Origin of the sequence: Bacteroides sp. 4_1_36 (assembly GCF_003466325.1) — a bacterium.
Classification (GTDB): domain Bacteria; phylum Bacteroidota; class Bacteroidia; order Bacteroidales; family Bacteroidaceae; genus Bacteroides; species Bacteroides uniformis.
In genome coordinates, this window is record NZ_QSOX01000029.1 from 18,815 (window position 1) to 41,201 (window position 22,387).

At 48.4% G+C, this 22,387-nt stretch carries 24 protein-coding genes; 14 read left to right on the forward strand and 10 right to left on the reverse strand.

The features are described 5' to 3' along the window. Positions 1 to 22: 22 nt before the first annotated feature. The 3 genes from pyrE to prmC all read right to left on the reverse strand — a co-directional run bounded on the left by pyrE (position 23) and on the right by prmC (position 2,056). On the reverse strand, positions 23 to 661 hold the full coding sequence (gene pyrE, locus DXD65_RS19245; RefSeq protein ID WP_117713834.1) for an orotate phosphoribosyltransferase: 639 nt from the start codon (positions 659 to 661) through the stop codon (positions 23 to 25). 82 nt (positions 662 to 743) lie between these two features. After that, positions 744 to 1,223 carry a regulatory protein RecX gene (locus DXD65_RS19250; RefSeq protein WP_009037777.1) on the reverse strand — a complete coding sequence of 160 codons (480 nt, stop codon included), beginning with the start codon at positions 1,221 to 1,223 and terminating at the stop codon, positions 744 to 746. Then, entirely contained in the window at positions 1,220 to 2,056 is an 837-nt protein-coding gene (gene prmC / locus DXD65_RS19255) for a peptide chain release factor N(5)-glutamine methyltransferase (protein ID WP_009037776.1), read from the reverse strand. The genes DXD65_RS19250 and prmC overlap by 4 nt, the downstream gene beginning before the upstream one ends. Positions 2,057 to 2,130: 74 nt before the next feature. Between prmC and ribD the strand changes: the two genes are divergently transcribed. The 11 genes from ribD (at position 2,131) to DXD65_RS19310 (ending at position 13,953) form a co-directional block, all read left to right on the forward strand. Continuing rightward, positions 2,131 to 3,186 (forward strand): bifunctional diaminohydroxyphosphoribosylaminopyrimidine deaminase/5-amino-6-(5-phosphoribosylamino)uracil reductase RibD, encoded by a 1,056-nt coding sequence (ribD, locus tag DXD65_RS19260; RefSeq protein ID WP_005834757.1) that lies wholly within the window; start codon positions 2,131 to 2,133, stop codon positions 3,184 to 3,186. 134 nt (positions 3,187 to 3,320) lie between these two features. Then, positions 3,321 to 4,685, forward strand: coding sequence for a DUF6242 domain-containing protein (locus DXD65_RS19265; RefSeq protein ID WP_008662875.1), 1,365 nt, complete (start codon positions 3,321 to 3,323; stop codon positions 4,683 to 4,685). A 5-nt stretch (positions 4,686 to 4,690) separates the two neighbouring features. Further along, positions 4,691 to 5,425 (forward strand): isoprenyl transferase, encoded by a 735-nt coding sequence (locus DXD65_RS19270; protein ID WP_005834753.1) that lies wholly within the window; start codon positions 4,691 to 4,693, stop codon positions 5,423 to 5,425. A gap of 52 nt (positions 5,426 to 5,477) precedes the next feature. Continuing rightward, positions 5,478 to 8,117, forward strand: a complete 2,640-nt coding sequence (gene bamA / locus DXD65_RS19275; protein WP_005825149.1) for an outer membrane protein assembly factor BamA — start codon at positions 5,478 to 5,480, stop codon at positions 8,115 to 8,117. Positions 8,118 to 8,158: 41 nt separating this feature from the next. After that, positions 8,159 to 8,674 carry an OmpH family outer membrane protein gene (locus tag DXD65_RS19280; RefSeq protein ID WP_044468779.1) on the forward strand — a complete coding sequence of 172 codons (516 nt, stop codon included), beginning with the start codon at positions 8,159 to 8,161 and terminating at the stop codon, positions 8,672 to 8,674. A gap of 128 nt (positions 8,675 to 8,802) precedes the next feature. Then, on the forward strand, positions 8,803 to 9,309 hold the full coding sequence (locus DXD65_RS19285) for an OmpH family outer membrane protein (protein WP_008662872.1): 507 nt from the start codon (positions 8,803 to 8,805) through the stop codon (positions 9,307 to 9,309). Between the two features lie 108 nt (positions 9,310 to 9,417). After that, on the forward strand, positions 9,418 to 10,257 hold the full coding sequence (murI, locus tag DXD65_RS19290) for a glutamate racemase (protein ID WP_008662870.1): 840 nt from the start codon (positions 9,418 to 9,420) through the stop codon (positions 10,255 to 10,257). A gap of 75 nt (positions 10,258 to 10,332) precedes the next feature. Then, a complete protein-coding gene (locus DXD65_RS19295; protein WP_008662868.1) occupies positions 10,333 to 10,572 on the forward strand; it encodes a DUF2007-related protein in 240 nt (79 codons plus the stop codon). Beyond that, positions 10,562 to 11,641, forward strand: a complete 1,080-nt coding sequence (proB, locus tag DXD65_RS19300; RefSeq protein WP_057254176.1) for a glutamate 5-kinase — start codon at positions 10,562 to 10,564, stop codon at positions 11,639 to 11,641. The genes DXD65_RS19295 and proB overlap by 11 nt, the downstream gene beginning before the upstream one ends. 66 nt (positions 11,642 to 11,707) lie before the next feature. Further along, positions 11,708 to 12,955, forward strand: coding sequence for a glutamate-5-semialdehyde dehydrogenase (locus tag DXD65_RS19305; protein WP_005825156.1), 1,248 nt, complete (start codon positions 11,708 to 11,710; stop codon positions 12,953 to 12,955). A gap of 44 nt (positions 12,956 to 12,999) precedes the next feature. Further along, complete coding sequence (locus tag DXD65_RS19310; protein WP_005825157.1) at positions 13,000 to 13,953, forward strand: acetylornithine carbamoyltransferase; 954 nt, start codon at positions 13,000 to 13,002, stop codon at positions 13,951 to 13,953. Positions 13,954 to 14,093: 140 nt separating this feature from the next. On the opposite strand, the gene DXD65_RS19315 is transcribed toward DXD65_RS19310, so the two are convergent. The 7 genes from DXD65_RS19315 to rpmH form a co-directional block, all read right to left on the reverse strand. Further along, positions 14,094 to 14,480 (reverse strand): rhodanese-like domain-containing protein, encoded by a 387-nt coding sequence (locus DXD65_RS19315; protein WP_035449865.1) that lies wholly within the window; start codon positions 14,478 to 14,480, stop codon positions 14,094 to 14,096. A 13-nt stretch (positions 14,481 to 14,493) separates the two neighbouring features. Continuing rightward, entirely contained in the window at positions 14,494 to 15,162 is a 669-nt protein-coding gene (locus tag DXD65_RS19320; RefSeq protein ID WP_005834744.1) for a hypothetical protein, read from the reverse strand. Positions 15,163 to 15,166: 4 nt separating this feature from the next. Beyond that, a complete protein-coding gene (locus DXD65_RS19325) occupies positions 15,167 to 16,324 on the reverse strand; it encodes an acyltransferase (RefSeq protein ID WP_117887875.1) in 1,158 nt (385 codons plus the stop codon). A gap of 12 nt (positions 16,325 to 16,336) precedes the next feature. After that, a complete protein-coding gene (locus DXD65_RS19330) occupies positions 16,337 to 17,317 on the reverse strand; it encodes a D-alanine--D-alanine ligase (RefSeq protein WP_117887876.1) in 981 nt (326 codons plus the stop codon). Next, positions 17,314 to 18,384 carry an RluA family pseudouridine synthase gene (locus DXD65_RS19335; RefSeq protein WP_005834741.1) on the reverse strand — a complete coding sequence of 357 codons (1,071 nt, stop codon included), beginning with the start codon at positions 18,382 to 18,384 and terminating at the stop codon, positions 17,314 to 17,316. Before DXD65_RS19335 ends, DXD65_RS19330 begins: the two co-directional genes overlap by 4 nt. 53 nt (positions 18,385 to 18,437) lie before the next feature. Then, positions 18,438 to 19,085 (reverse strand): PASTA domain-containing protein, encoded by a 648-nt coding sequence (locus tag DXD65_RS19340; RefSeq protein WP_005834739.1) that lies wholly within the window; start codon positions 19,083 to 19,085, stop codon positions 18,438 to 18,440. A gap of 169 nt (positions 19,086 to 19,254) precedes the next feature. Further along, entirely contained in the window at positions 19,255 to 19,416 is a 162-nt protein-coding gene (gene rpmH / locus DXD65_RS19345) for a 50S ribosomal protein L34 (protein ID WP_004292199.1), read from the reverse strand. A 194-nt stretch (positions 19,417 to 19,610) separates the two neighbouring features. On the opposite strand from rpmH, the gene efp reads away from it, so the two are divergent. The 3 genes from efp to radC all read left to right on the forward strand — a co-directional run bounded on the left by efp (position 19,611) and on the right by radC (position 22,030). Further along, positions 19,611 to 20,177, forward strand: a complete 567-nt coding sequence (gene efp / locus DXD65_RS19350) for an elongation factor P (protein WP_005825176.1) — start codon at positions 19,611 to 19,613, stop codon at positions 20,175 to 20,177. 145 nt (positions 20,178 to 20,322) lie between these two features. Next, positions 20,323 to 21,312 carry a glycosyltransferase gene (locus tag DXD65_RS19355; protein ID WP_005825178.1) on the forward strand — a complete coding sequence of 330 codons (990 nt, stop codon included), beginning with the start codon at positions 20,323 to 20,325 and terminating at the stop codon, positions 21,310 to 21,312. 31 nt (positions 21,313 to 21,343) lie between these two features. Continuing rightward, positions 21,344 to 22,030 carry a RadC family protein gene (radC, locus tag DXD65_RS19360; protein WP_005825180.1) on the forward strand — a complete coding sequence of 229 codons (687 nt, stop codon included), beginning with the start codon at positions 21,344 to 21,346 and terminating at the stop codon, positions 22,028 to 22,030. Positions 22,031 to 22,387 lie beyond the last annotated feature (357 nt).

The following is a 22,387-nucleotide window of genomic DNA, read 5'->3' on the forward strand; positions in this document are numbered from 1 at the left end:
TAACATTTTTACAAATAAGTTCTTATTTACCAGATTCCCAATGTGCAGGGTCTTTACGCCATTCATTCAGAGTCTCCACATCTTCTTCCTCGATATAGCCCGTACGCAGTGCCACTTCCATCACAGCCTCGTAATTGGTCAGCGTCACCAAAGGCACCTTGGCATCCTTGAAAGCCTTTTCGGCAACCGGGAAACCATAAGTATAGGCAGCCACCATACCGATGACCTCACATCCGTCACGGCGGATAGCTTCTACAGCCTTTAAACTGCTTCCACCCGTAGAAATCAAATCTTCCACGACTACCACCTTCATACCGGGACGAAGTTCACCTTCAATCAAATTCTCCAGTCCATGGTCTTTCGGAGTGGAGCGTACATATACAAACGGCAAGTTCAATGCATCGGCCACCAAGGCACCTTGCGGGATAGCTCCCGTTGCCACACCGGCAATGGCATCCACCTGTCCGAAACGTTCCAAAATCAGACGCATAATTTCAATCTTTACGAAATTACGGAGAGAAGGATAAGAAAGGGTTTTGCGGTTATCACAATAAAACGGAGACTTCCATCCGGATGCCCAAGTGAACGGGTTAGCCGGTTGTAGTTTAATCGCTTTTATCTTCAGCAACTTCTCTGCAAACAATCTTTCTAAAGTTTTCATAGCAAAACTAATCTATATATGATAAATATGGCACAAAAATACGGAAACAGAATGAGAATAAAAAAGAGAAAGCCGATAATTTTCATTCGGAGTAGTCATTTTCCTCAGAAACCTCTATGCAACGACATATATCCTTCATTTCGAACCCCCTGCTCAAGGCAAAACGCACCAGTTTGCCATTCAACTCATACTCACTTTCGGCACGGACGCTTTTACGCTTTGCCGCCAGCAGTTTCTGCAAGACGGCGTGGTATTCCTCCTCATCAATCTCGTTCAAATAGGGCCAATAGACAGATGAAGATATCTTTTTCAACTGGAGCGCCTGCCCTATCTTCATCTTGCCCCATTTGGCTAAACGGTATTTGTCGTTGATGAAAGCACGGCAGAAGCGTTCTTCATCAATGTACTTCTCTTGTTCCAGACGGTTGATGATACGGTCTATGGCATCATAGGCAATGCCCCAGCGTTGCAGTTTCTCCGCAATCTCCGCCCGGCAATGCTCGGCAGTGGAGCAATATGCCGCCACTCTGTTCAAAGCTTCAGTTTCAGTTATTTCTATCATCGTTCTGCAATTACGTACCGGTCGTTGCCGGAAATATCTTTTCGGATACGGACATTCGTATAGCCTTGCTTGCGAAGCATCGAAGCGACAGCCTCTCCAAATGCCCGGTTGATTTCAAAATAGAGTCGGCCGCCGACCGTCAGCATGCTCCGTCCCAGTTCACCTATACGCCGATAGAAACGGAGCGGGTCGCTGTCTGGAACAAACAAAGCTCCCGAAGGTTCCCAGTTCAAGACATTTGGCTCCATGTCCTTCTTTTCTGTTTCCGTAACATAAGGCGGATTACTGACGATTACATCAAAGTACTCATCCTCAGTCGGTTGATACGTCAGGACATCACGCTGTACAAATTGTACGGAGGTCTGCAAAAGGCGGTTATTGTCGCCGGCTATGGCAAGAGCTTCTCCGGAAATGTCCCAAGCAGTTACTTCCGCTTCCGGCAACTCTTTAGACAAAGTGACGGCAATACACCCACTTCCAGTGCCAATGTCGAGAATACGGGAAGCCGGAGCGACTTCCTCCAGCATCCTCTCCACCAGTTCTTCCGTTTCGGGACGGGGAATAAGCACCCCCGGAGCCACCCGAAAAGTACGTCCCAGGAAACGGGCAGTACCCTGCACATACTGTATGGGCTCAAAATTGCACAGACGGGAAAGAATGCTTTCCAATTCCTTTTCATCCTTTGGAGATAAAATCATATCTTTGCCCAGGTAATAGTCAATATGACTCTGACCTAACATTTCACAGCAGACAATACGGGAAAGATTGGCTGCCTCCCGGGGAGGATAGCACTCCTGCAAAGCACTGCGGATATGTGAAACGGTTACATTCATTCGGAGTCCGGTTTTATTCGGGCTGCAAAAGTAATCATTAATTTTGATTATTCAACCAAAAGACAAGCAAGGATATGAATTCAGAAGAAGAGAAATATATGCTGCGATGCATCCAACTGGCACAAAACGGACTTTGCAATACAGCACCCAACCCGATGGTGGGAGCGGTAATAGTATGTGACGGGAAAATCATAGGCGAGGGATACCATGTGCGCTGTGGAGAAGCCCACGCCGAGGTCAACGCCATCCGTTCCGTGAAAGACACGTCCCTGCTGAAACGTTCCACCATCTATGTCAGCCTGGAACCGTGTTCGCACTATGGCAAAACTCCTCCTTGTGCAGACCTCATCATCGAGAAGCAGATTCCACGCATCGTCATCGGGTGCCGGGACCCTTTTTCTAAGGTTGCGGGCCGGGGCATACAGAAACTGAAGGATGCCGGACGTGAAGTTATTGTCGGAGTGCTGGAAACAGAATGTCGGCAGCTCATCCGCAGGTTCATCACTTTCCATACTTTGCGACGCCCCTACATCACCCTAAAATGGGCGGAATCTTCTGACAGATATATCGATTACTCCCGCACGGACGGTAAACCGGTTATCCTCTCCAGCCCGCTGACTTCGATGCTGGTACACAAGAAACGGGCAGAGCACAGTGCCATATTAGTAGGTACCCGTACGGCTGAACTGGACAATCCCGGCCTGAATGTCCGCCATTGGTATGGTCGTTCACCGGTACGTATCGTGCTGGACCGGCAACAAAAGCTATCCCCCAGCCTTCACCTATTTGACGGTAGCGTGCCGACCCTCGTTTTTACAGAAATCCCGCACGCTCCGCTACCGAATGTAGAATATCTGCCAGTCAGCGACTACCGGCAGAATATACTCCCCGAAATCATGGAAATGCTGTATACACGCGGATTACAATCCCTTTTGGTAGAGGGTGGCAGCCAAACGCTCCAATCCTTCATTGATGCCGGATTGTGGGACGAAATCTTTGTGGAAGAAGCTCCGCACCTTCTTCATTCCGGCGTCAAAGCGCCCGAAATCAGTGACGGATATCCATTTGCAACAGAGTATTCTTTCGGCAGGAGTTTTCGCCATTATACGGCCTCAAGAAACAGTCAATAGCCTCATTTCAGGGCTTTTTTATCGAGAAAAAGGGGGATATTATCTATAATTTTATATAAAACTTCCCCGTAAAGCTGTTTATAGAAAAAAATGTTCCTATTTTTGCAACTTGTAAATAAACACTAACTTTCAAAATGAGAATAAAGTTTCTATCAGTAATTGTGAGTTTTCTTATTGTGTCATTTGCTCTAAGTTCATGCCTTGACTCTGACGACAATTATGAATTCAGCTCCGATGCTACTATACATGCTTTTGGTATCGATACCATACATGGCAAACATTACAAATTTACAATTGACCAGCTCAATAGACTCATCTATAACAGAGATTCATTGCCCGTAGGTTCAGATACCATCATTGACCGTATTCTGATTGATACTATGACCGTTACCGGTTGGATAACTTCAGGCTCGCCTACCGACACGGTATTCGTCATGTCGGACTCCGTGGATTTGAGACCCGCCATGAATAACGATGCCGGCATGCTGTTCAAAGCACATGCCGCCGACGGTGTTACAGTCCGCGAATATAAATTGAAAGTTAATGTACACCTGCAAGACCCGGACTCACTCGTATGGACAGACATGCAGAAAAGGGGGAATATATTCTCCAATACCATCAATTTAGGTCAGCAAAAAGCGGTTGTACTGGGAGACGAACTATTTGTCTACACTTCCAACAGTACTGCTTACAAGACATCGACTGCGCCCGATAAATACAACTGGAGTAAAGTCAATGTCAGCAACCTCCCCTCAGACGTAAAGCTGACATCTGCCGTAGAGTATAACAATGCGCTTTATATGGTTACAGAAAGCAAAAGAGTATTCAGCTCTACCAACGGCGGCGCCTGGACAGAAGTCACTACATTGGGAGACAATGTCATAGTCCTCATCAATGGTTTCTCCGACCGGCTCTCGGGTATTGTGGAAATCAACGGAAAGCAATATTTCAACATCTGTAAAGACGGAAAGAATTGGGAAGCGGAAAACACGGCTGACAACCTTACCCTTGAGGAAGTCCCGGCAGGATTCCCTACCGAAAACATATCCACCACCCAGACCAACACCGGCAATGGTGTAGAGAAGGTGGTTCTGGCAGGAATGCCGCTGGCCAACGAACAAGAGACAATACCCTGGTTCTCATTGGACGGCAAAGGCTGGGCAAGCCTGGCTAACACCATGTATGACACATATTGTCCCGGCATGGACAACCCAGCCATCATGTACTATGGCGACATGTTCTATTGCTTTGGAGGGGAACTTGACGCTATCTACAGCTCCATCACCGGCATTGCATGGAGCAAGACAGAAACCAAATTCCTGTTACCCCAGGAATTCAAAGGAAAAGGCGCGTACTCCATTATAGTGGAACCGACGAAAGACAAAACTGTGGCCCCGGCAGACAAACGGGACTTCATTTGGGTGATATTCGGCGGTAACGGCACCAAGAATGAAGTATGGCGCGGACGTCTTAACAGATTGGGCTTCGAAATACAATAATAATGATGTCATATAAGGAAGAAATCGATCTAAACCGGATACCCCAGCACGTGGCGATTATCATGGACGGTAACGGACGGTGGGCCAAGCAGCGTGGACACGAACGCAGCTATGGACATCAGGCCGGCGCAGAGACTGTGCACGTCATTGCAGAGGAAGCCGCTAAATTAGGAGTCAGATACCTTACTTTATATACGTTCTCTACCGAGAACTGGAATCGTCCGTCGGACGAGGTAGCTGCCTTGATGGGGCTGCTCTTCGACTCCATAGAGGAAGAGACGTTCATGAAGAACAATATCAGTTTCCGAGTAATAGGAGATATTGAAAAACTGCCTGCCAACGTACAGCAACGGCTCAACACTTGCGTGGCACACACCTCCCACAACACGGGAATGTGCCTGGTGCTGGCATTGAGCTACTCTTCCCGCTGGGAAATAACGGAGGCTGCCCGGCAAATAGCCGACCTGGTACAGAAAGGTGAGCTGAAACCCGAACAAATCGACAGTGAGCTCATATCCCGTCATCTGACGACCCACTTCATGCCCGACCCCGACCTGCTGATACGTACCGGAGGAGAGCTCCGCCTCAGTAACTACATGCTCTGGCAATGCGCCTATTCGGAACTTTATTTCTGTGATACCTATTGGCCCGACTTCCGTGAAGAAGAATTACGCAAAGCCATATGTGACTATCAGAAACGCGAACGCAGGTTCGGCAAGACCAGCGAGCAAATCAATTAATCACCGGACACACAAATAGTAAATAGTAAATTGTAAAATAGTAAATAAAAAGATGCACTATCGTATTTTCTCCATACTCGTAACGTTTGTCTGCCTTTTCGGCTGCGCACTGACAACAGCAGCACAGGACGTAAACAACACCGATGAAACCGAAAAGCCGGTTATACTCTATTCGGGAACACCCAAGAAGTATGAAATAGCCGACATTAAGGTCGAAGGAGCCCAGAACTATGAGGATTATGTAATTGTCGGATTGTCCGGACTATCCAAAGGGCAGACTATCACCGTGCCGGGTGACGAGATTACACAAGCTTGTAAGCGCTACTGGCGCCACGGTCTGTTCTCTGACGTGGAAATTACAGCAGACAAGATTGAAGGCGACCAAATTTGGCTGACCATTCATCTGACCATGCGTCCGCGTGTTTCCGACATACGCTACAACGGTGTGAAGAAGTCAGAGCGTGAAGACCTGGAAAGCAGAATCGGCATGATAAAGGGCGGTCAGATTACACCTAATCTAGTGGACCGCGCCAAGACCTTGATAAAGCGCTATTTTGACGACAAGGGCTTCAAGAATGCAGATGTAATCATCACCCAACGTGATGATCCGGAAAAGAAGAATGAAGTGATTGTCAACATCGACATCGACAAGAAGGAGAAAGTGAAAGTACATCAAATCACCATTGTAGGCAACGAGGCCCTCACGACCAAGAAGCTGAAGCGTGTGATGAAGAAAACAAACGAAAAGGGCAAGCTGCTCAATCTGTTCCGCACCAAGAAATTCATTGAGGACAACTACGAAGCGGACAAACAGCTGATTATCGACAAATACAACGAACTGGGTTATCGTGACGCCATCATCGTGACAGACAGTATCAAGCCCTACGATGACCGCACGGTAGACATCTTCATGCAGATTGAGGAAGGACAGAAATACTATCTCCGCAATGTAACCTGGGTAGGTAACACACTGTATCCTTCCGAACAACTGAACTTCCTCCTCCAGATGAAGAAGGGTGATGTCTACAACCAAAAGTTACTTGAAGAGCGTACAATGACCGATGACGATGCCATCGGTAACCTTTACTACAACAACGGTTATCTGTTCTACAGCCTCGAACCGGTGGAAGTAAACATCGTGGGCGACTCCATCGACCTGGAAATGCGTATCTACGAAGGTCGCCAGGCTACCATCAATAAAGTCAGCATCAACGGTAACGACCGTTTGTATGAAAACGTAGTACGCCGTGAACTCCGTACCCGTCCGGGCGAACTCTTCAGCCGTGAAGACCTGATGCGTTCCATGCGTGAAATCCAGCAGATGGGACACTTCGACCCCGAACAAATCCAGCCCGACATCCAGCCGAGACCGGAAGACGGCACGGTAGACATCGGTTATGACCTTGTATCCAAAGCCAACGACCAGGTAGAGTTCTCCGCCGGTTGGGGACAAACGGGTATTATCGGTAAGTTAAGTCTGAAGTTCACCAACTTCTCTCTGTCCAACCTGCTGCATCCGGGTGAGAACTACCGCGGTATCCTCCCGCAAGGCGATGGTCAGACATTGACCATCAGCGGCCAGACCAATGCCAAATACTATCAGTCATACAGCGTTTCATTCTACGACCCGTGGTTTGGCGGTAAACGCCCGAATGCATTCTCCGTATCGGCTTTCTATTCCCGCCAGACCGACATCAGTAGCCGTTATTACAATTCAGCCTACATGAACAGCTATTACAACAGCTATTATAGCGGTATGTATGGCTACGGTATGTACAACTACGGCAATTACAACAACTACGAGAATTATTACGACCCGGACAAATCTATCCAGATGTATGGTCTTGCAGTGATGTTCGGTAAGCGTTTGAAGTGGCCGGATGACTACTTCCAGTTCACAGCCGAGTTGTCTTACCAACGTTATGTTCTGAGTGACTGGCAGTACTTCCCGGTTACCAACGGTAAGTGTAATAACCTCAGCCTCAACCTGACCTTGTCCCGTAGCTCTATCGACAACCCGATTTATCCGCGCCAAGGTTCCGAGTTCTCGTTGTCTGCACAAATCACACCGCCTTTCTCTCTGTTCGACGGTACCGATTACAGCAAGTATAGCACCAGCAGCCAGGAAGACATGAACAAGATGCACAAGTGGATTGAATACCACAAGTGGAAATTCAAATCCAAAGTCTACATCCCGTTGATGGACCCGATTACCGTCAAACGTACTCCGGTGCTGATGGGACGTGTAGAATTCGGTTTGCTGGGACACTACAACAAATACAAAAAGTCTCCGTTCGAAACGTTTGACGTGGGTGGTGACGGTATGACCGGCTACTCCAGCTATGCTACAGAAAGTATCGCCCTCCGTGGTTATGAGAACAGCTCATTGACTCCATACGGTTCTGAAGGTTATGCCTATACACGTCTCGGACTGGAATTAAGATATCCTTTGATGCTCGAAACAAGTACCAGTATTTATGCGTTAACGTTTGTGGAAGCCGGTAATGCATGGCATGATGTCAATAAGTTCAACCCGTTCGAATTGAAACGTTCAGCCGGTGTCGGTGTCCGCATCTTCCTCCCGATGATTGGTATGATGGGTATCGACTGGGCTTACGGTTTCGACAAAATAATGGGTTCCTCGCAATATGGCGGCAGCCAGTTCCACTTCATCCTGGGACAGGAATTCTAAGCAATGGACAATTGATAATTGACAATTAATGCAGTATCGTTATGAAGAAGAGTTTATTGATCCTTTTTACGCTGTTTGCAGTAAGTATAACAGCCAATGCACAGAAGTTCGCCTTGATTGACATGGAATATATCCTGGAAAATATTCCTGCCTACGAACGTGCCAATGAACAACTGGAGCAAGCCTCCAGACAATGGCAGAGTGAAGTCGAAAAGATTTCCGAAGAAGCCAAGACTCTGTACAAGAACTATCAGTCTCAGATTGCCTCCCTTTCTGAAACACAGAGAGGTAAAAAGGAAGAAGAGATTGTCGCTAAAGAGAAATCAGCAGCCGAACTGCGCCGCAAATACTTCGGTCCGGAAGGCGAACTGTATAAAAAACGTGAAAGTCTGATGCAACCCATTCAAGATGAAATATACAATGCTGTAAAGGAAATTGCGACACAGAACGGATATGCGGTAGTTGTAGACCGTGCTTCCGCATCAAGTATCATTTTTGCCTCGCCGAGTATTGACGTCAGCAATGAAGTACTTGCAAAACTGGGATATTCAAATTAATTTCATACATTTGTTTCAGAATATAGACTGCATTCAGGATTAAAAATAAGCTTGCTTATTTTGTATTGCGTTCAGTTTGCGCTATATTTGTCCCCGACGAATAATCATTCAAATAAATAATAAACATTATGCTTAAAAAAATCGCACTACTCGTAGTTATGTTCGCCCTCCCGCTGGGAGCTATGGCGCAAGCTAAATTCGCTCACATGAATTCTCAGGAAGTAATCACTGTTATGCCTGAATTTACCAAAGCTCAAGCTGACCTTGATGCTATGTCTAAGAAATATCAGGATGAAATGCAGCGCACTAACGAAGAATTCCAAAAGAAGTATCAGGAATATCTTGTTCAACAAGATTCTTTGCCCAAAAACATCGCTGAAAGACGCCAGAAAGAATTAAACGATATGGCCCAACGCCAAGAACAATTCCAACAAGAAGCTTATCAAAGTATGCAGAAAGCACAGCAGGATGCTATGGCTCCTATCTATAAGAAACTGGACGAAGCTATCCAAGCTGTCGGCAAAACTGAAGGTGTTGTCTACATTTTCGACTTGGCCCGTACCCCGATACCATTCGTAGGAGCACAGAGCGTTGATGTAACTGCCAAAGTCAAAACGCAATTGGGCATTAAATAATAGAATTATTATGATAAAGCAAGCGCGGATAGTTTTATCCGCGCTTATTTTTTATACATTACTGAGAAATTTGAATTATCTTTGCATGGTACATAGCCTTTAGAACGCATGAAACAGACATTACCTTCTGCAGCCGGTCCCATCGGAATATTCGATTCCGGATATGGTGGACTGACTATTCTGAGCAAGATACGGGAAGCCCTTCCCCAATATGACTACATTTACCTGGGCGACAACGCACGTGCACCTTACGGGACCCGCTCATTCGAGATTGTCTATGAGTTCACTTTACAGGCAGTCACCAAACTGTTCGAGATGGGATGCCATCTCGTCATTCTGGCATGTAATACAGCTTCGGCAAAAGCCCTGCGCAACATACAAATGAATGATTTGCCCCGCCTCGACCCAATGCGTCGTGTGTTGGGAGTAATCCGCCCAACCGTAGAATGCATAGGGAACATTACCCAAAGCCGCCATGTGGGAGTGCTTGCCACGGCAGGAACCATCAAGTCTGAATCCTATCCGCTGGAAGTGCATAAACTCTTCCCCGACATCAAAGTGAGCGGTGAAGCCTGCCCTCTATGGGTATCCCTCGTAGAAAACAACGAGGCACAAGGTGAGGGTACCGACTACTTCATACGCAAGAACATCGGCAACCTGCTGGCCAAAGACACGCAGATAGACACCGTCATTCTGGGCTGCACACACTTCCCGCTGCTGCTGCCTAAGATACAACAATACATGCCCGACGGCATCACGACCGTCACCCAAGGGGAACTGGTGGCAGACAGTCTGAAAGACTATCTTCACCGTCATCCGGAAATGGACAGAAAATGCACCAAAGGTGGAAGATGCGTCTACCGCACCACAGAATCGGAGGAGAAATTCACAGAATCGGCTTCCACTTTCCTGAATGAATCGATAAGAGTTGAGAGGATTGAACTATAAATCCATCAGCATTAAACATTAAAACAAAAACATTTGTTATATTTGTAAGACAGAAACCTCTAAATTCTTACCATCATGAAAGAAGAAGATAAAAGCAAACTCATTGAGGTGTTCACCGGTTCACCGTGGGAAGCAGAACTTGTAAAGAGCCTGCTGGGAAATAGTGATATTGAAGCTGTAACAAAAGACGGAATGGTAGTAAACGTTGTACTGCCTGCCACTGCGGTAGATGTTTCCGTCCTCGTCAATGAAAAGGACTACGAAGCCGCTATGGAAGTAGTCCGCGAATACGAAAAGAGAGAAAATGGAGATTGATTTCAATAGAATTGCTGTCAAGATAGGCAGCAATGTTTTGACACGTCGTGACGGCACTCTCGACGTCACCCGCATGTCCGCTTTGGTGGACCAGATAGCCGAGCTGCACAAGGCCGGCATAGAAATAATACTTGTTTCTTCCGGAGCCGTTGCTTCGGGACGTAGTGAAGTGCACCCCACCAAGAAGTTGGACAGCGTAGACCAGCGCCAGCTCTTTTCCGCTGTAGGGCAGGCCAAACTCATCAACCGCTACTACGAGCTGTTCCGGGAGCATGGCATCCCCGTGGGACAAGTGCTCACAATGAAAGAGAACTTTTCCACCCGCCGCCATTACCTCAACCAGAAAAACTGTATGACCGTAATGCTGGAGAACGGCGTCATTCCCATTGTCAATGAGAACGACACCATCTCCGTGAGTGAACTGATGTTCACCGACAACGATGAGCTGTCCGGCCTGATAGCCTCCATGATGGATGCCCAGGCACTAATCATTCTCAGCAATATAGACGGCATCTACAACGGTTCACCCGCCGACCCGAATTCTCAGGTCATCCGTGAAATAGAACAAAGCAAAGACCTCTCCTCCTACATACAAACTTCCAAATCCAGCTTCGGACGCGGCGGCATGCTGACAAAAACCAACATTGCCCGCAAAGTGGCAGATGAGGGCATCACAGTAATCATAGCCAACGGGAAGCGGGACAACATCCTCGTGAAAATAATGAATAATGAAGAATTAAACTATACCCGTTTCATTCCGTCTCCGGAACCGGTATCGAGCATCAAGAAATGGATTGCGCACAGCGAAGGGTTTGCCAAAGGCGAACTGCACATCAATCATTGTGCCACCGAACTGCTCTTCTCGGACAAAGCAGTAAGCATCCTACCGGTAGGCATCACTGACGTTATAGGCGAGTTCGAGAAGGACGACATCGTACGGATTATCGACTTCGGCGGTAAACCCATCGGTGTGGGAAAAGCCAACTGTGACTCCAGCCAGGCACGGGAAACAATGGGAAAACATGGAAAGAAACCCGTAGTGCACTACGACTACCTATATATAGAATAGGCCACAGACGGATACTATCCACGATATTCATACTTGCATATTTATCACTCTATACTCAGTAAGAAAATGAACTTAAACAAAACTTTTGTCGCCGTACAAGATGCCAGCCGTAACATGCTAGCGTTGAGCGACAAAGAAATCAACCAAATATTACTGGCTGTTGCAGACGCTGCCATAAACAAAACAGACTTCATTCTGAGTGAAAACCAGAAGGATTTGGAGCGTATGCCTTCTACCGACCCTAAATACGACCGCCTGAAACTGACAAAAAGCCGTTTGCAGGACATCGCTGCGGACATCCGCAACGTAGCCGCCCTCCCTTCTCCTTTGGGAAAAGTCCTTAAAGAGAACGTATTACCCAACGGATTGAAGATAAAAAGGGTCAGTGTACCTTTCGGTGTCATAGGCATTATCTACGAAGCCCGTCCCAACGTCAGTTTCGATGTATTCTCACTCTGCCTTAAAAGCGGCAATGCCTGTATTCTGAAAGGCGGAAGCGATGCAGACTATTCCAACCGTGCCATAATCAGCGTGATACACGAGGTACTGGAGCATTTCAACGTAGATACACATATCGTGGAACTGCTTCCTGCCGACAGAGAGGCGACTGCCGAACTACTGCATGCCAACGATTATGTAGATTTGATAATTCCGCGCGGCAGCAGCAGCCTGATAAACTTCGTACGCCAGAATGCCACAGTACCGGTTATAGAGACAGGTGCCGGCGTATGCCATACGTTCTTCGACCGCTATGGCGATATAAGCATAGGTCCATCTATCATTGCCAATGCAAAGACACGCCGGGTCAGTGTATGCAACGCTTTGGATTGCCTGATTATCGAAGCCGACAGCCTGGCTAATTTGCCCGACCTATGCCTGCCGCTGCAATCAAGCAATGTAGAGATATTTGCCGATGAACCCGCCTACCACAGTCTGCGTGACAAATATCCCGTCGAGCTGTTGAGACTTGCCACTGAAGACTGCTACGGCAGAGAGTTCCTGGACTACAAGATGGCCATTAAAACCGTGAATTCTTTCCAGGAAGCATTGGCACATATCCGGAAGTACGGTTCCAAACATAGCGAATGCATCATTACGGACGACAAGACACGTGCCGAATGGTTCTGCCGGGAGGTGGACGCCGCTTGCGTATACGTCAATGCACCGACCTCTTTCACCGACGGCGCACAATTCGGACTCGGTGCCGAGATTGGCATCAGCACCCAGAAGCTACACGCCCGCGGTCCGATGGCTCTGGAAGAAATCACCACATACAAATGGATTGTCGAAGGTTCCGGACAGACCAGACCTTGACAGCCGAATAACAAAGATATAGATACACTAAAAAGACTGTAAATATGAAGAACTTTACTTGCGTGCAGGACATCGGTAACCTGAAGTCTGCACTGGACGAAGCATTCGAGATTAAAAAAGACCGTTTCAAATATGTGGAACTGGGACGTAACAAAACGCTGATGATGATTTTCTTCAACTCCAGCCTGCGTACCCGCCTCAGTACACAGAAGGCTGCATTGAATCTGGGCATGAACGTAATTGTACTGGACATCAACCAGGGAGCCTGGAAACTGGAGACAGAGCGTGGTGTCATCATGGACGGTGACAAACCGGAACACTTACTGGAAGCCATTCCCGTGATGGGCTGCTATTGCGACGTCATCGGCGTACGTTCTTTTGCACGCTTCGAAAATAAGGAAGACGATTACAACGAAGTGATACTGGAGCAGTTCATCAAGCATTCCGGCCGGCCGGTATTCTCCATGGAGGCTGCCACACGCCATCCGCTGCAGAGTTTTGCCGACTTGATAACCATTGAGGAATATAAGAAGACGGCACGCCCCAAAGTAGTGATGACATGGGCTCCACATCCGCGTCCATTGCCCCAGGCTGTCCCCAACTCCTTTGCCGAATGGATGAATGCAACTGATTATGACTTTGTGATTACACATCCCGAAGGTTATGAACTCGACCCCAAGTTCGTAGGAAATGCCCGCGTAGAATATGACCAGATGAAAGCTTTTGAAGGAGCCGATTTTGTCTATGCCAAGAACTGGGCGGCCTATACAGGCGACAACTACGGACAAATATTGAGCAAAGACCGCACCTGGACAGTAGGCGAGCGCCAGATGGCCGTTACCAACAATGCCTACTTCATGCACTGCCTACCGGTTCGACGCAACATGATTGTGACGGATGATGTGATAGAAAGCCCGCAGTCCATCGTAATCCCCGAAGCGGCCAACCGGGAGATTTCAGCAACAGTGGTGCTGAAGAGACTGCTTGAAAGCCTCTAACCAGAGGACAAGACTACTTTATTCTTTTTAGGCGCGGATTACGCGGAAAACGCGGATTCTTTTCTTAAATTTTTCCGTGAAATCCGCGTAATCCTCGCCTAAAAAGAAATTATAGCAAATGCATTTCAGCTACACCGCTATTACTTTTCCACTTCTTTGTCCGCTTCTTCCCAACCGATGAAACCTTTGTCAAGGTCATAGATTATATATCCTTTTTTGCTCAGTATGGCAGCGGCCTTTTTACTACGCTTACCACTACGACAATATACTGCAACCGGTTTGTCCTTCTGCAGAGTGGAGTCGGCCATCGTTTCAAACGACTCATCCAATACATTGATATTGATACTGTGGGGCACGTGTCCTTCCGAGTATTCGGCAACAGTACGCACATCCAGAAGCTGCACCTCCGGATTGGCTATCAATGTGGAAAAGTCATCTACCGAAACAGACTTGAACTGTCCCTCCTTCTGCTGGCAGGAAAAGAGGGTGGTAAAAACGAGGCAAAAGCCCGCGAACAATGTCTTCATCGAATATTTCATTTTAGTCAGGGTTATAAACAAAATCGTAAGTCTTGATGTCACCGGAATAAGTGTGCACACTGAAATGAACCATAACCTTCTGTATACCCTCTGCCGCATACTGCCGCAAAGGTACGGAAGCGTAGGCACGCCTGGTATAAGACACCACCTCCTCCTTTGCGTCATGATACAGCGTCAGATATACTTCACTACACCCGGTAGCAGTATCCACAATCACTTCATCCTCAATAAAATGGAACTTATGTTCACCATTCTCCTTGACTATCAGTGTCATATTGAGATAGTCGAGTCCCATCCAGATACCCAGTACATCAGTAGGGTCTGTCTTGACGCCCTCCTCGAACTTGTCGACCGTTTGGGGAACGACAGAAAGAACACCGCTCAAGGCATACAGCACCGCACCGGCAGTTCCATCGGCAGTTACCTCCGAAGCATAATTACTGATGACACGTACCGAGGCGTTTGCCTCTATGTTCGTCTTTGTCTTGTCCTCCACTACCGGCAAGGTTTCCCCTTCATCCGTCACAACAGACCGCAGATAGCCGTCAGCCCCCGAAAAGGCAGTCAAGAATTCCAACTTCACGGAAGGATAATGATAATCATCATCGCCACAACCAGCCAACAGACAGGCCAACAAAGGCAAAAGCCACCAATCACAGTACTTCTTCATGTATTCATTCTTTTATAGCCGCCAGATAATTCTTCAACGGGTTGGCATACATCAGCAGCATTTTTCCGCGCAGAAAGTCCACGTCCTTATTAGGAATGGAGATACGCTCCAACTGTTGTTCTATATAGGTCGTGAAGCGCTGCTTATCCTCGGCAGTGTAATGGTCGGAAAAATCCTCCTTCCCCTCGAGAAGGTCGTGTGCCACATAATTATTGGGATACATCCGGTAGCTGGCATGAATACGTTTGTCTATCAGTGCAGACATGCGTGCAAAGAGTTCGGGCTTCGGAAGTGAACGGTCCATCTTCGCCAATTCATCATTCATGCAGGCACCCGTCTGGAAATGTACCCGCCCTTTATAGCCGAACAGTCCGGTCTGCATATTCAGCAAGTCGTCAGCCGTCGTTTTCTTATAGCCTTCAATGTCCCGTTTCAATTGGAACTCCTGCGCTTTCAGGAAGTCGCAAGGGTCGTATTCATAGGAAATGGCAAGCGGAGCTATATTCATTTCCATTAAGCGGTCAATGACGTCGCCTTCACCGCCTATTGCCAGCATCTTCAGCACACTGTCCTGCGTGCGGTCGTTGGAATCCTTGGCACGCCCTTCACGTTGTGCAATCCAGATAGACTGTTTCTTCTCACTGATGGTATAATGCATATAGCGGGACATGCGTGCGGAAGCCTCCAGCATCTGGCGCATGGTCAACGCACGCAGCACGATGAAGGACTTGTTGACACGCACGAATTTCTTAATCCACGGATAGACAAGCAGGTTGTCGCCAATGGCTATCTCTACCGTATCCATACCCTGGTCTACCAAAAGAATGGACAAGAAACCGGAATCGAGAATAATGTCGCGATGATTGGAGATATAGGTATACGCCGCCGACTTGTCTGCCGGCAACGCGGTATGGTCCAAAGTCAATCCATCCGTAGCCTCCTTCGCCAATTTCCACAGAAGCCCATAGCAGAAGGTCTTCTGAAATTCCAGCTTGGTTTTACACGCGCGCATTTTCTGCGACCAGACTTCAAAAGGTACACCAGGCATCACAGTATCCACTGCCTGCCGGAACGCCGCATCGCCAATCAGTTCCTCATAGACTTGAGGAAGTTCCTCATCATGATAAGGACGGATTTCATCAAATTCCACGTTCGCATTCATAATGAATAATGATTAATCCTTAAACTTGTTTTCTATAATATCTGTCATTACATCCTTCATCTCCATTCCGGCAGCACGAACCTGCTGGGGAATAAAGCTGGTGGCAGTCATTCCGGGGGTGGTATTCACCTCCAGCAGATTGATTTTTTCCCCTTCGGTAATGATATAGTCCACACGGATAATGCCGTAGGCCCCGAGTATATCATAAATGGCAGAAGTCAGCGTCTGCACCCGGCGGGTCAAATCGTCCGAGATGCGGGCGGGAGTAATCTCGTCAGACGCACCATTATACTTAGCTTCATAATCGAAGTACTCGTTGTGGCTCACCACCTCCGTAATGGGGAACACTACGGACTTGTCTTTTGTTTTGTAACAGCCGCAGGTAATCTCGGTTCCGTCCATAAAGGCCTCCACCACTACTTCCTGCGCTTCCGCAAATGCCTTGGCTATGGCAGGTTGTATCTGCTCTTTCGCCGTCACCTTGGTCACGCCGAAGCTGGAACCTCCCAAGCTGGGCTTAATGAAGCAAGGCAGACCGATTTTCTCCATCACATCTTCATCCGTTACCGACTGTCCGCCGCGCAGCAACAACGATTCGGCAATGCGCACACCGAAACCTTTCAGATACTGGTTGCAGGCAAACTTATCGTACGTGAGCGACGCTGCCAGTACTCCGCAACACGAATAAGGGATGTGGAGCATATCAAAATAGCCCTGCAGACGGCCGTCCTCACCCGGAGTTCCGTGGATGGTGATATAGGCAAAGTCGAATGTCACTTTCTCGCCATCCAGCACGAAGCTGAAGTCATTGCGGTCTACCGGAGTCTTAGCGCCGTCGGGCAGCTGTACATGCCAGTCCAGTCCGTGCATTTCTACAATATATAAGGTATACTTCTCCTTGTCGATGAAGGAGTAAATCCCCTGTGCACTACGCAGGGAGACGTGGAATTCGGAGGTATCTCCTCCGGCTACAATAGCAATCGTGCGTTTCATTCTAATTCTCTGTTACTGATATAGCCTCTCCATTTGTCTATCAGTCGGGTCATGTCATCGGGCAATTCCGAAGTGAAGTACATTTCTTCTCCGGTGACGGGATGCACAAACCCCAGCGTCATGGCATGCAATGCCTGCCGCGGACAAGTGTCGAAGCAGTTGTTTACAAATTGTTTGTATTTAGCGAAGTGGGTTCCTTTCAGGATTTCGTGTCCACCGTAACGTTCGTCGTTGAAAAGTATGTGTCCGATGTGCTTCATGTGCACACGGATTTGATGGGTGCGTCCCGTTTCAAGGATACATTCCACCAGTGTGACGTATCCCAAACGTTCGAGCACCCGGTAATGGGTGACGGCATGCTTTCCCTGGTCGTCGGGGAGGACGGTCATCTGCATGCGGTCTCTGGGATTACGACCGATATTGCCGACAACGGTCCCTTCATCCTGCTCCACATTTCCCCAGACCAGCGCCCGGTAACGGCGTTTTGTCGTCTTGTTGAAGAACTGGTTGCCGAGATTCGTCTTGGCATCCGGAGTCTTGGCTATCACCAGCAGGCCGGAGGTGTCCTTGTCGATGCGGTGCACCAGTCCCACATGCGGGTCATTGGCATCATAATCGGGATTATCCTTCATATGCCAGGCTATGGCGTTGACAAGCGTACCGTGATAGTTGCCATGACCGGGGTGCACCACCAGACCGGCAGGTTTGTTCACTACCATCAGATACTTGTCCTCATATACTATATCAAGGGGGATGTCTTCGGGGATGACTTCATTCTCATAGCGTGGACGGTCCATCATCACAGTGATTACATCCATCGGCTTCACCTTATAGCTGCTTTTCACAGCCTTGCCGTTCGCCATCACGAAGCCTGCATCGGCAGCCTTCTGGATGCGATTGCGCGAAGAGTTCGTCAAGCGGTCGAACAGATACTTGTCCACCCGCATCATCTCCTGCCCCTTGTCCACCACCACACGGAAGTGTTCATAGAGTTGCGCCTCGTCACCCACCGGCTCTACGTCGTCCAGCTCATCATTATCTATATCATCCGGCAATTCTTCTATCATCACGGCATTTACAATTTGACTATTTACAATTTACGATTGGAGTCAGATGTTTATCAGAACCAGGACTCATCTGCCGCGGAGTCTTCGGACAACATGGGTTCAACGGTACCTCCCACAGAATCCACTCCCAGGGAGTCTGCCTGCAAGGCGCCTCCATCTCCCACCATCAGCGTCAGCACTGCACCGGCGGGCACTTTCTCGCCGATGGAAAGCTGACGACCCTTATACTTCACGCCATACACCCAGTCCTTCTCACCCGGAATATACTGTATCTCGGCCAGCTTGAAGCCCGAAGCCAGAATACGCGCTTCCGCCTGCCGCAGCGAACTGTTGTCCGCCACATCGGGTACTATGTGCAGAGGGACTTCAATCGTATTGATTGTAAGATAGATGGTACGTCCTTCCTTTACCTTTTGTCCGGCTGCCGGATTATATTCGAGGATGCAGCCGGCAGGAAGAGTCTTGACATAACTGGAATCCGAAACGATGCAGACCAAGCCGCGGTTACGGAACATTTTCTCGGCTTCCTCCACTCCCATGCCCTTCACATCGGGCACTATCACAGCCTCGCCGTGGCGGGTATATATATCCAGTCCTTTCAGCACTCCGAACAGCAATCCCACTACCACAACGGCCATCGCAAGTATGTTCGCCCAGAAGAACCGGTTCTGCCGGAAAGAGAAAAAATCTTTTATTGTCATAATCGATAATGCATTATTTGGGACAAAGATACAATTTTCACCACATAGTACACGGAGTTGGCAATAGTTTTTTCCGGAGAAGCGGGCACAATACATAAGAAAAGCTGCAAAAGACCAGAATCAGTCTTTTGCAGCTCCCTTATTTCTTTAATACGAACGAGAACGACTATTATGCCTTTACTCCGTTGTATTCGTCAGAAACAGTCAGTTTCTTTCTGCCTTTAGCACGACGTGCTGCCAATACTCTGCGGCCGTTTGCTGTAGCCATTCTCTCACGGAAACCGTGTTTGTTCTTTCTCTTTCTGTTCGAGGGTTGAAATGTTCTTTTCATTACTGTATCTTGTTTTATGTTATTATTCTCACGAATTCGGGCTGCAAAAATAGATACTTTTTTCAAATAAACCAAGAGATAACTCATTTTCTCTCAAAAGTTTTTGTGTTTTTTACCGATTTCCATTACTTTTGCACTCGCAAACCAGCACTAACGAAGTAAATACCAATATAATAATATTAAAGACTATAAGTATGATTAATGCCCAAGACATTAAAATCGGAACTTGCATCCGTATGGACGGCAAGCTGTATTTCTGTATCGACTTCCTGCATGTAAAGCCGGGAAAAGGTAATACTTTCATGCGCACCAAGCTGAAAGACGTGGTAAACGGTTACGTTCTGGAACGCCGTTTCAACATCGGTGAGAAACTGGAAGACGTACGTGTAGAACGTCGTCCCCACCAATACCTCTATCATGACGGTGACAACTACCAATTCATGAACCAGGAGACTTTTGACCAAATTCCCATCGCCCACGACCTCATCAACGGTGTTGACTTCCTGCTCGAAGGAATGATAGTAGACGTGGTATCAGACGCTTCTACAGAAACCGTACTCTATGCTGATGTGCCCATCAAGGTTCAACAGAAGATTACCTATACGGAGCCGGGACTGAAAGGCGACACAGCCACCAACACGCTGAAGCCCGCTACGGTAGAATCAGGTGCAACGGTCCGCGTTCCTTTGTTCATCAACGAAGGCGAGACTATCGAAATCGATACGCGCGACGGTTCTTACGTAAGCCGCGTAAAAGCATAAGCCCTTTTGGAAATCAGGCAAATGCCCTTTTCATATCATCCCCGGTGCTCCACTTGGCATCCGGGGATTTTTCTTTCCATTTATTCATCTACAAAGCTTAAATGATATATCTTTGCGGAGACAACCAAAACATAAAGCCATACCCATGAGATACTCCGTCATCATCCCCGTATACAACCGCCCCGATGAGGTGGATGAACTGCTGCAAAGCCTGACGCAGCAAAGTTTCAAGGATTTTGAAGTGATTGTGGTGGAGGACGGCTCCTCCATCCCCTGCAAGCCGGTCACAGAGAAGTATCAGGAACTATTGGACGTGCATTACTATGACAAGCCCAACTCCGGCCCCGGGCAGACCCGTAACTACGGGGTGGAACGAAGCAAGGGCGAATACCTGATAATACTGGATTCGGACTGCATCCTGCCCGAAGGTTATTTCCTTGCTGTGGAAGAAGAGCTGCAGCACGAAGCCGCCGATGCCTTCGGAGGCCCCGACCGCGCGCACGAATCATTCACAAACATACAGAAAGCCATCAACTACTCCATGACCTCCTTCTTCACCACCGGCGGTATCCGTGGGGGGAAGAAGAAGATGGACAAGTTCTATCCGCGTAGCTTCAACATGGGTGTGCGGCAGGAAGTGTACCAAGCCCTGGGCGGATTCTCGCGGATGCGCTTCGGGGAGGACATCGACTTCAGCATCCGAATCTTCAAGGGAGGATATACATGCCGGCTGTTCCCCGGTGCCTGGGTATACCACAAGCGACGGACAGACTTCCGAAAATTCTTCAAGCAGGTACACAATTCCGGGATTGCCCGCATCAATCTGTACAAGAAGTATCCGGAATCACTGAAGCTCGTCCACCTGCTGCCGGCCGCATTTACCCTGGGAGTGGCCATATTCCTGCTGGGAACGCCCTTCTGCCCGTACAGCCTGCTGCCCATCGCTCTTTATGCGCTTCTGGTATGCATGGACTCCACTATCCGGAACCGTAGCCTCAGCATCGGGCTCTACTCCGTCGCCGCCGCCTTCATCCAGCTCATCGGATACGGGACGGGGTTCCTGCGCGCCTGGTGGAACCGCTGCATACTTGGCAAGGACGAGTTCGAGGCGTTCAAAAAGAACTTTTACAAATAAGGAGGATTAGGGGTTAAGGATTAGGGATGATATGGAGAAACTGAATATCAACCAGTGGGCTGCAGAGGACCGCCCGCGGGAAAAGATGATGCAGAAAGGGGCGGAAGCCTTGAGCGATGCCGAACTGCTAGCCATCCTCATCGGCTCCGGCAATACGGAAGAAACCGCCGTGACACTGATGCAGCGCATACTCGCCGCCTGCGGCAACGACCTCAACCGCCTGGGCAAATGGGAGGTGCGGGACTTCTCCCGATTCAAAGGCATGGGCCCCGCCAAAAGCATCACCGTCATGGCATCCCTGGAACTGGGCAAACGCCGCAAGCTGCAGGAACGCTCCGGACGTACCGCCATCCGCTCTTCCGCCGACATCTACGAGCTGTTCCATCCCCTGCTCTGCGACCTTGCCACAGAAGAATTCTGGGTACTGCTTATGAACCACGCCGCCAAAGTGATAGACAAGGTACGCATCAGCCGCGGCGGCATCGACCAGACTACCGCCGACGTGCGCAGCATCCTGCGCGAAGCCCTGCTGCAACGCGCCACACAGATAGCCCTTATCCACAACCATCCCTCCGGCAACCCGCACCCCAGCAACGACGACCAGCGGCTGACGGAACTCGTGAGGAAAGCCGCCCAAACCATGAACATACACCTGACCGACCACGTCATCGTCACGGACGGAAGCCATTACAGCTTCAACGACGAAGGATTGCTATAAATAATCCAAGTTACGGACATACTATACGAAAGACAAAAGCGGTCATAACACTAACTATCAGCATATTGTATTTACCTGCTATTTACCAGCTAATGTAAAAGCCGTTACCGCGGTATGTAAAAGCCGTTACCCTATATTGTAACGCCCTTTACCCCATATTGTAAAGACCTTTACCGCCTATTGTAAAAGGAGTTTCCCCAGGGGTAAAGGGAGTTCCCCCAGAGGGTGAAGCGTGTTTCCCCACCGTCAAACTGTCTTTTCCTAATTTAGCTAGACGCTTTTTCTTTTTATAACCGACATCAGTAGACGGTTCTTGGAATGTTGTACTGGTTCAGTAGTCACTTCTTCCCAAGCCCT

Coding starts and splice junctions, on each gene's coding strand:
- DXD65_RS19325 (WP_117887875.1), bottom strand. CDS start 16,324: ATGAATGCGAACGTGGAATTTGATGAAATCCGTCCTTATCATGATGAG.
- DXD65_RS19355 (WP_005825178.1), top strand. CDS start 20,323: ATGAGATACTCCGTCATCATCCCCGTATACAACCGCCCCGATGAGGTG.
- bamA (WP_005825149.1), top strand. CDS start 5,478: ATGCACTATCGTATTTTCTCCATACTCGTAACGTTTGTCTGCCTTTTC.
- DXD65_RS19270 (WP_005834753.1), top strand. CDS start 4,691: ATGTCATATAAGGAAGAAATCGATCTAAACCGGATACCCCAGCACGTG.
- ribD (WP_005834757.1), top strand. CDS start 2,131: ATGAATTCAGAAGAAGAGAAATATATGCTGCGATGCATCCAACTGGCA.
- DXD65_RS19315 (WP_035449865.1), bottom strand. CDS start 14,480: ATGAAGACATTGTTCGCGGGCTTTTGCCTCGTTTTTACCACCCTCTTT.
- DXD65_RS19250 (WP_009037777.1), bottom strand. CDS start 1,223: ATGATAGAAATAACTGAAACTGAAGCTTTGAACAGAGTGGCGGCATAT.
- radC (WP_005825180.1), top strand. CDS start 21,344: ATGGAGAAACTGAATATCAACCAGTGGGCTGCAGAGGACCGCCCGCGG.
- DXD65_RS19295 (WP_008662868.1), top strand. CDS start 10,333: ATGAAAGAAGAAGATAAAAGCAAACTCATTGAGGTGTTCACCGGTTCA.
- murI (WP_008662870.1), top strand. CDS start 9,418: ATGAAACAGACATTACCTTCTGCAGCCGGTCCCATCGGAATATTCGAT.
- DXD65_RS19285 (WP_008662872.1), top strand. CDS start 8,803: ATGCTTAAAAAAATCGCACTACTCGTAGTTATGTTCGCCCTCCCGCTG.
- rpmH (WP_004292199.1), bottom strand. CDS start 19,416: ATGAAAAGAACATTTCAACCCTCGAACAGAAAGAGAAAGAACAAACAC.
- DXD65_RS19320 (WP_005834744.1), bottom strand. CDS start 15,162: ATGAAGAAGTACTGTGATTGGTGGCTTTTGCCTTTGTTGGCCTGTCTG.
- proB (WP_057254176.1), top strand. CDS start 10,562: ATGGAGATTGATTTCAATAGAATTGCTGTCAAGATAGGCAGCAATGTT.
- efp (WP_005825176.1), top strand. CDS start 19,611: ATGATTAATGCCCAAGACATTAAAATCGGAACTTGCATCCGTATGGAC.
- DXD65_RS19330 (WP_117887876.1), bottom strand. CDS start 17,317: ATGAAACGCACGATTGCTATTGTAGCCGGAGGAGATACCTCCGAATTC.
- prmC (WP_009037776.1), bottom strand. CDS start 2,056: ATGAATGTAACCGTTTCACATATCCGCAGTGCTTTGCAGGAGTGCTAT.
- DXD65_RS19305 (WP_005825156.1), top strand. CDS start 11,708: ATGAACTTAAACAAAACTTTTGTCGCCGTACAAGATGCCAGCCGTAAC.
- DXD65_RS19335 (WP_005834741.1), bottom strand. CDS start 18,384: ATGATAGAAGAATTGCCGGATGATATAGATAATGATGAGCTGGACGAC.
- DXD65_RS19310 (WP_005825157.1), top strand. CDS start 13,000: ATGAAGAACTTTACTTGCGTGCAGGACATCGGTAACCTGAAGTCTGCA.
- DXD65_RS19265 (WP_008662875.1), top strand. CDS start 3,321: ATGAGAATAAAGTTTCTATCAGTAATTGTGAGTTTTCTTATTGTGTCA.
- pyrE (WP_117713834.1), bottom strand. CDS start 661: ATGAAAACTTTAGAAAGATTGTTTGCAGAGAAGTTGCTGAAGATAAAA.
- DXD65_RS19280 (WP_044468779.1), top strand. CDS start 8,159: ATGAAGAAGAGTTTATTGATCCTTTTTACGCTGTTTGCAGTAAGTATA.
- DXD65_RS19340 (WP_005834739.1), bottom strand. CDS start 19,085: ATGACAATAAAAGATTTTTTCTCTTTCCGGCAGAACCGGTTCTTCTGG.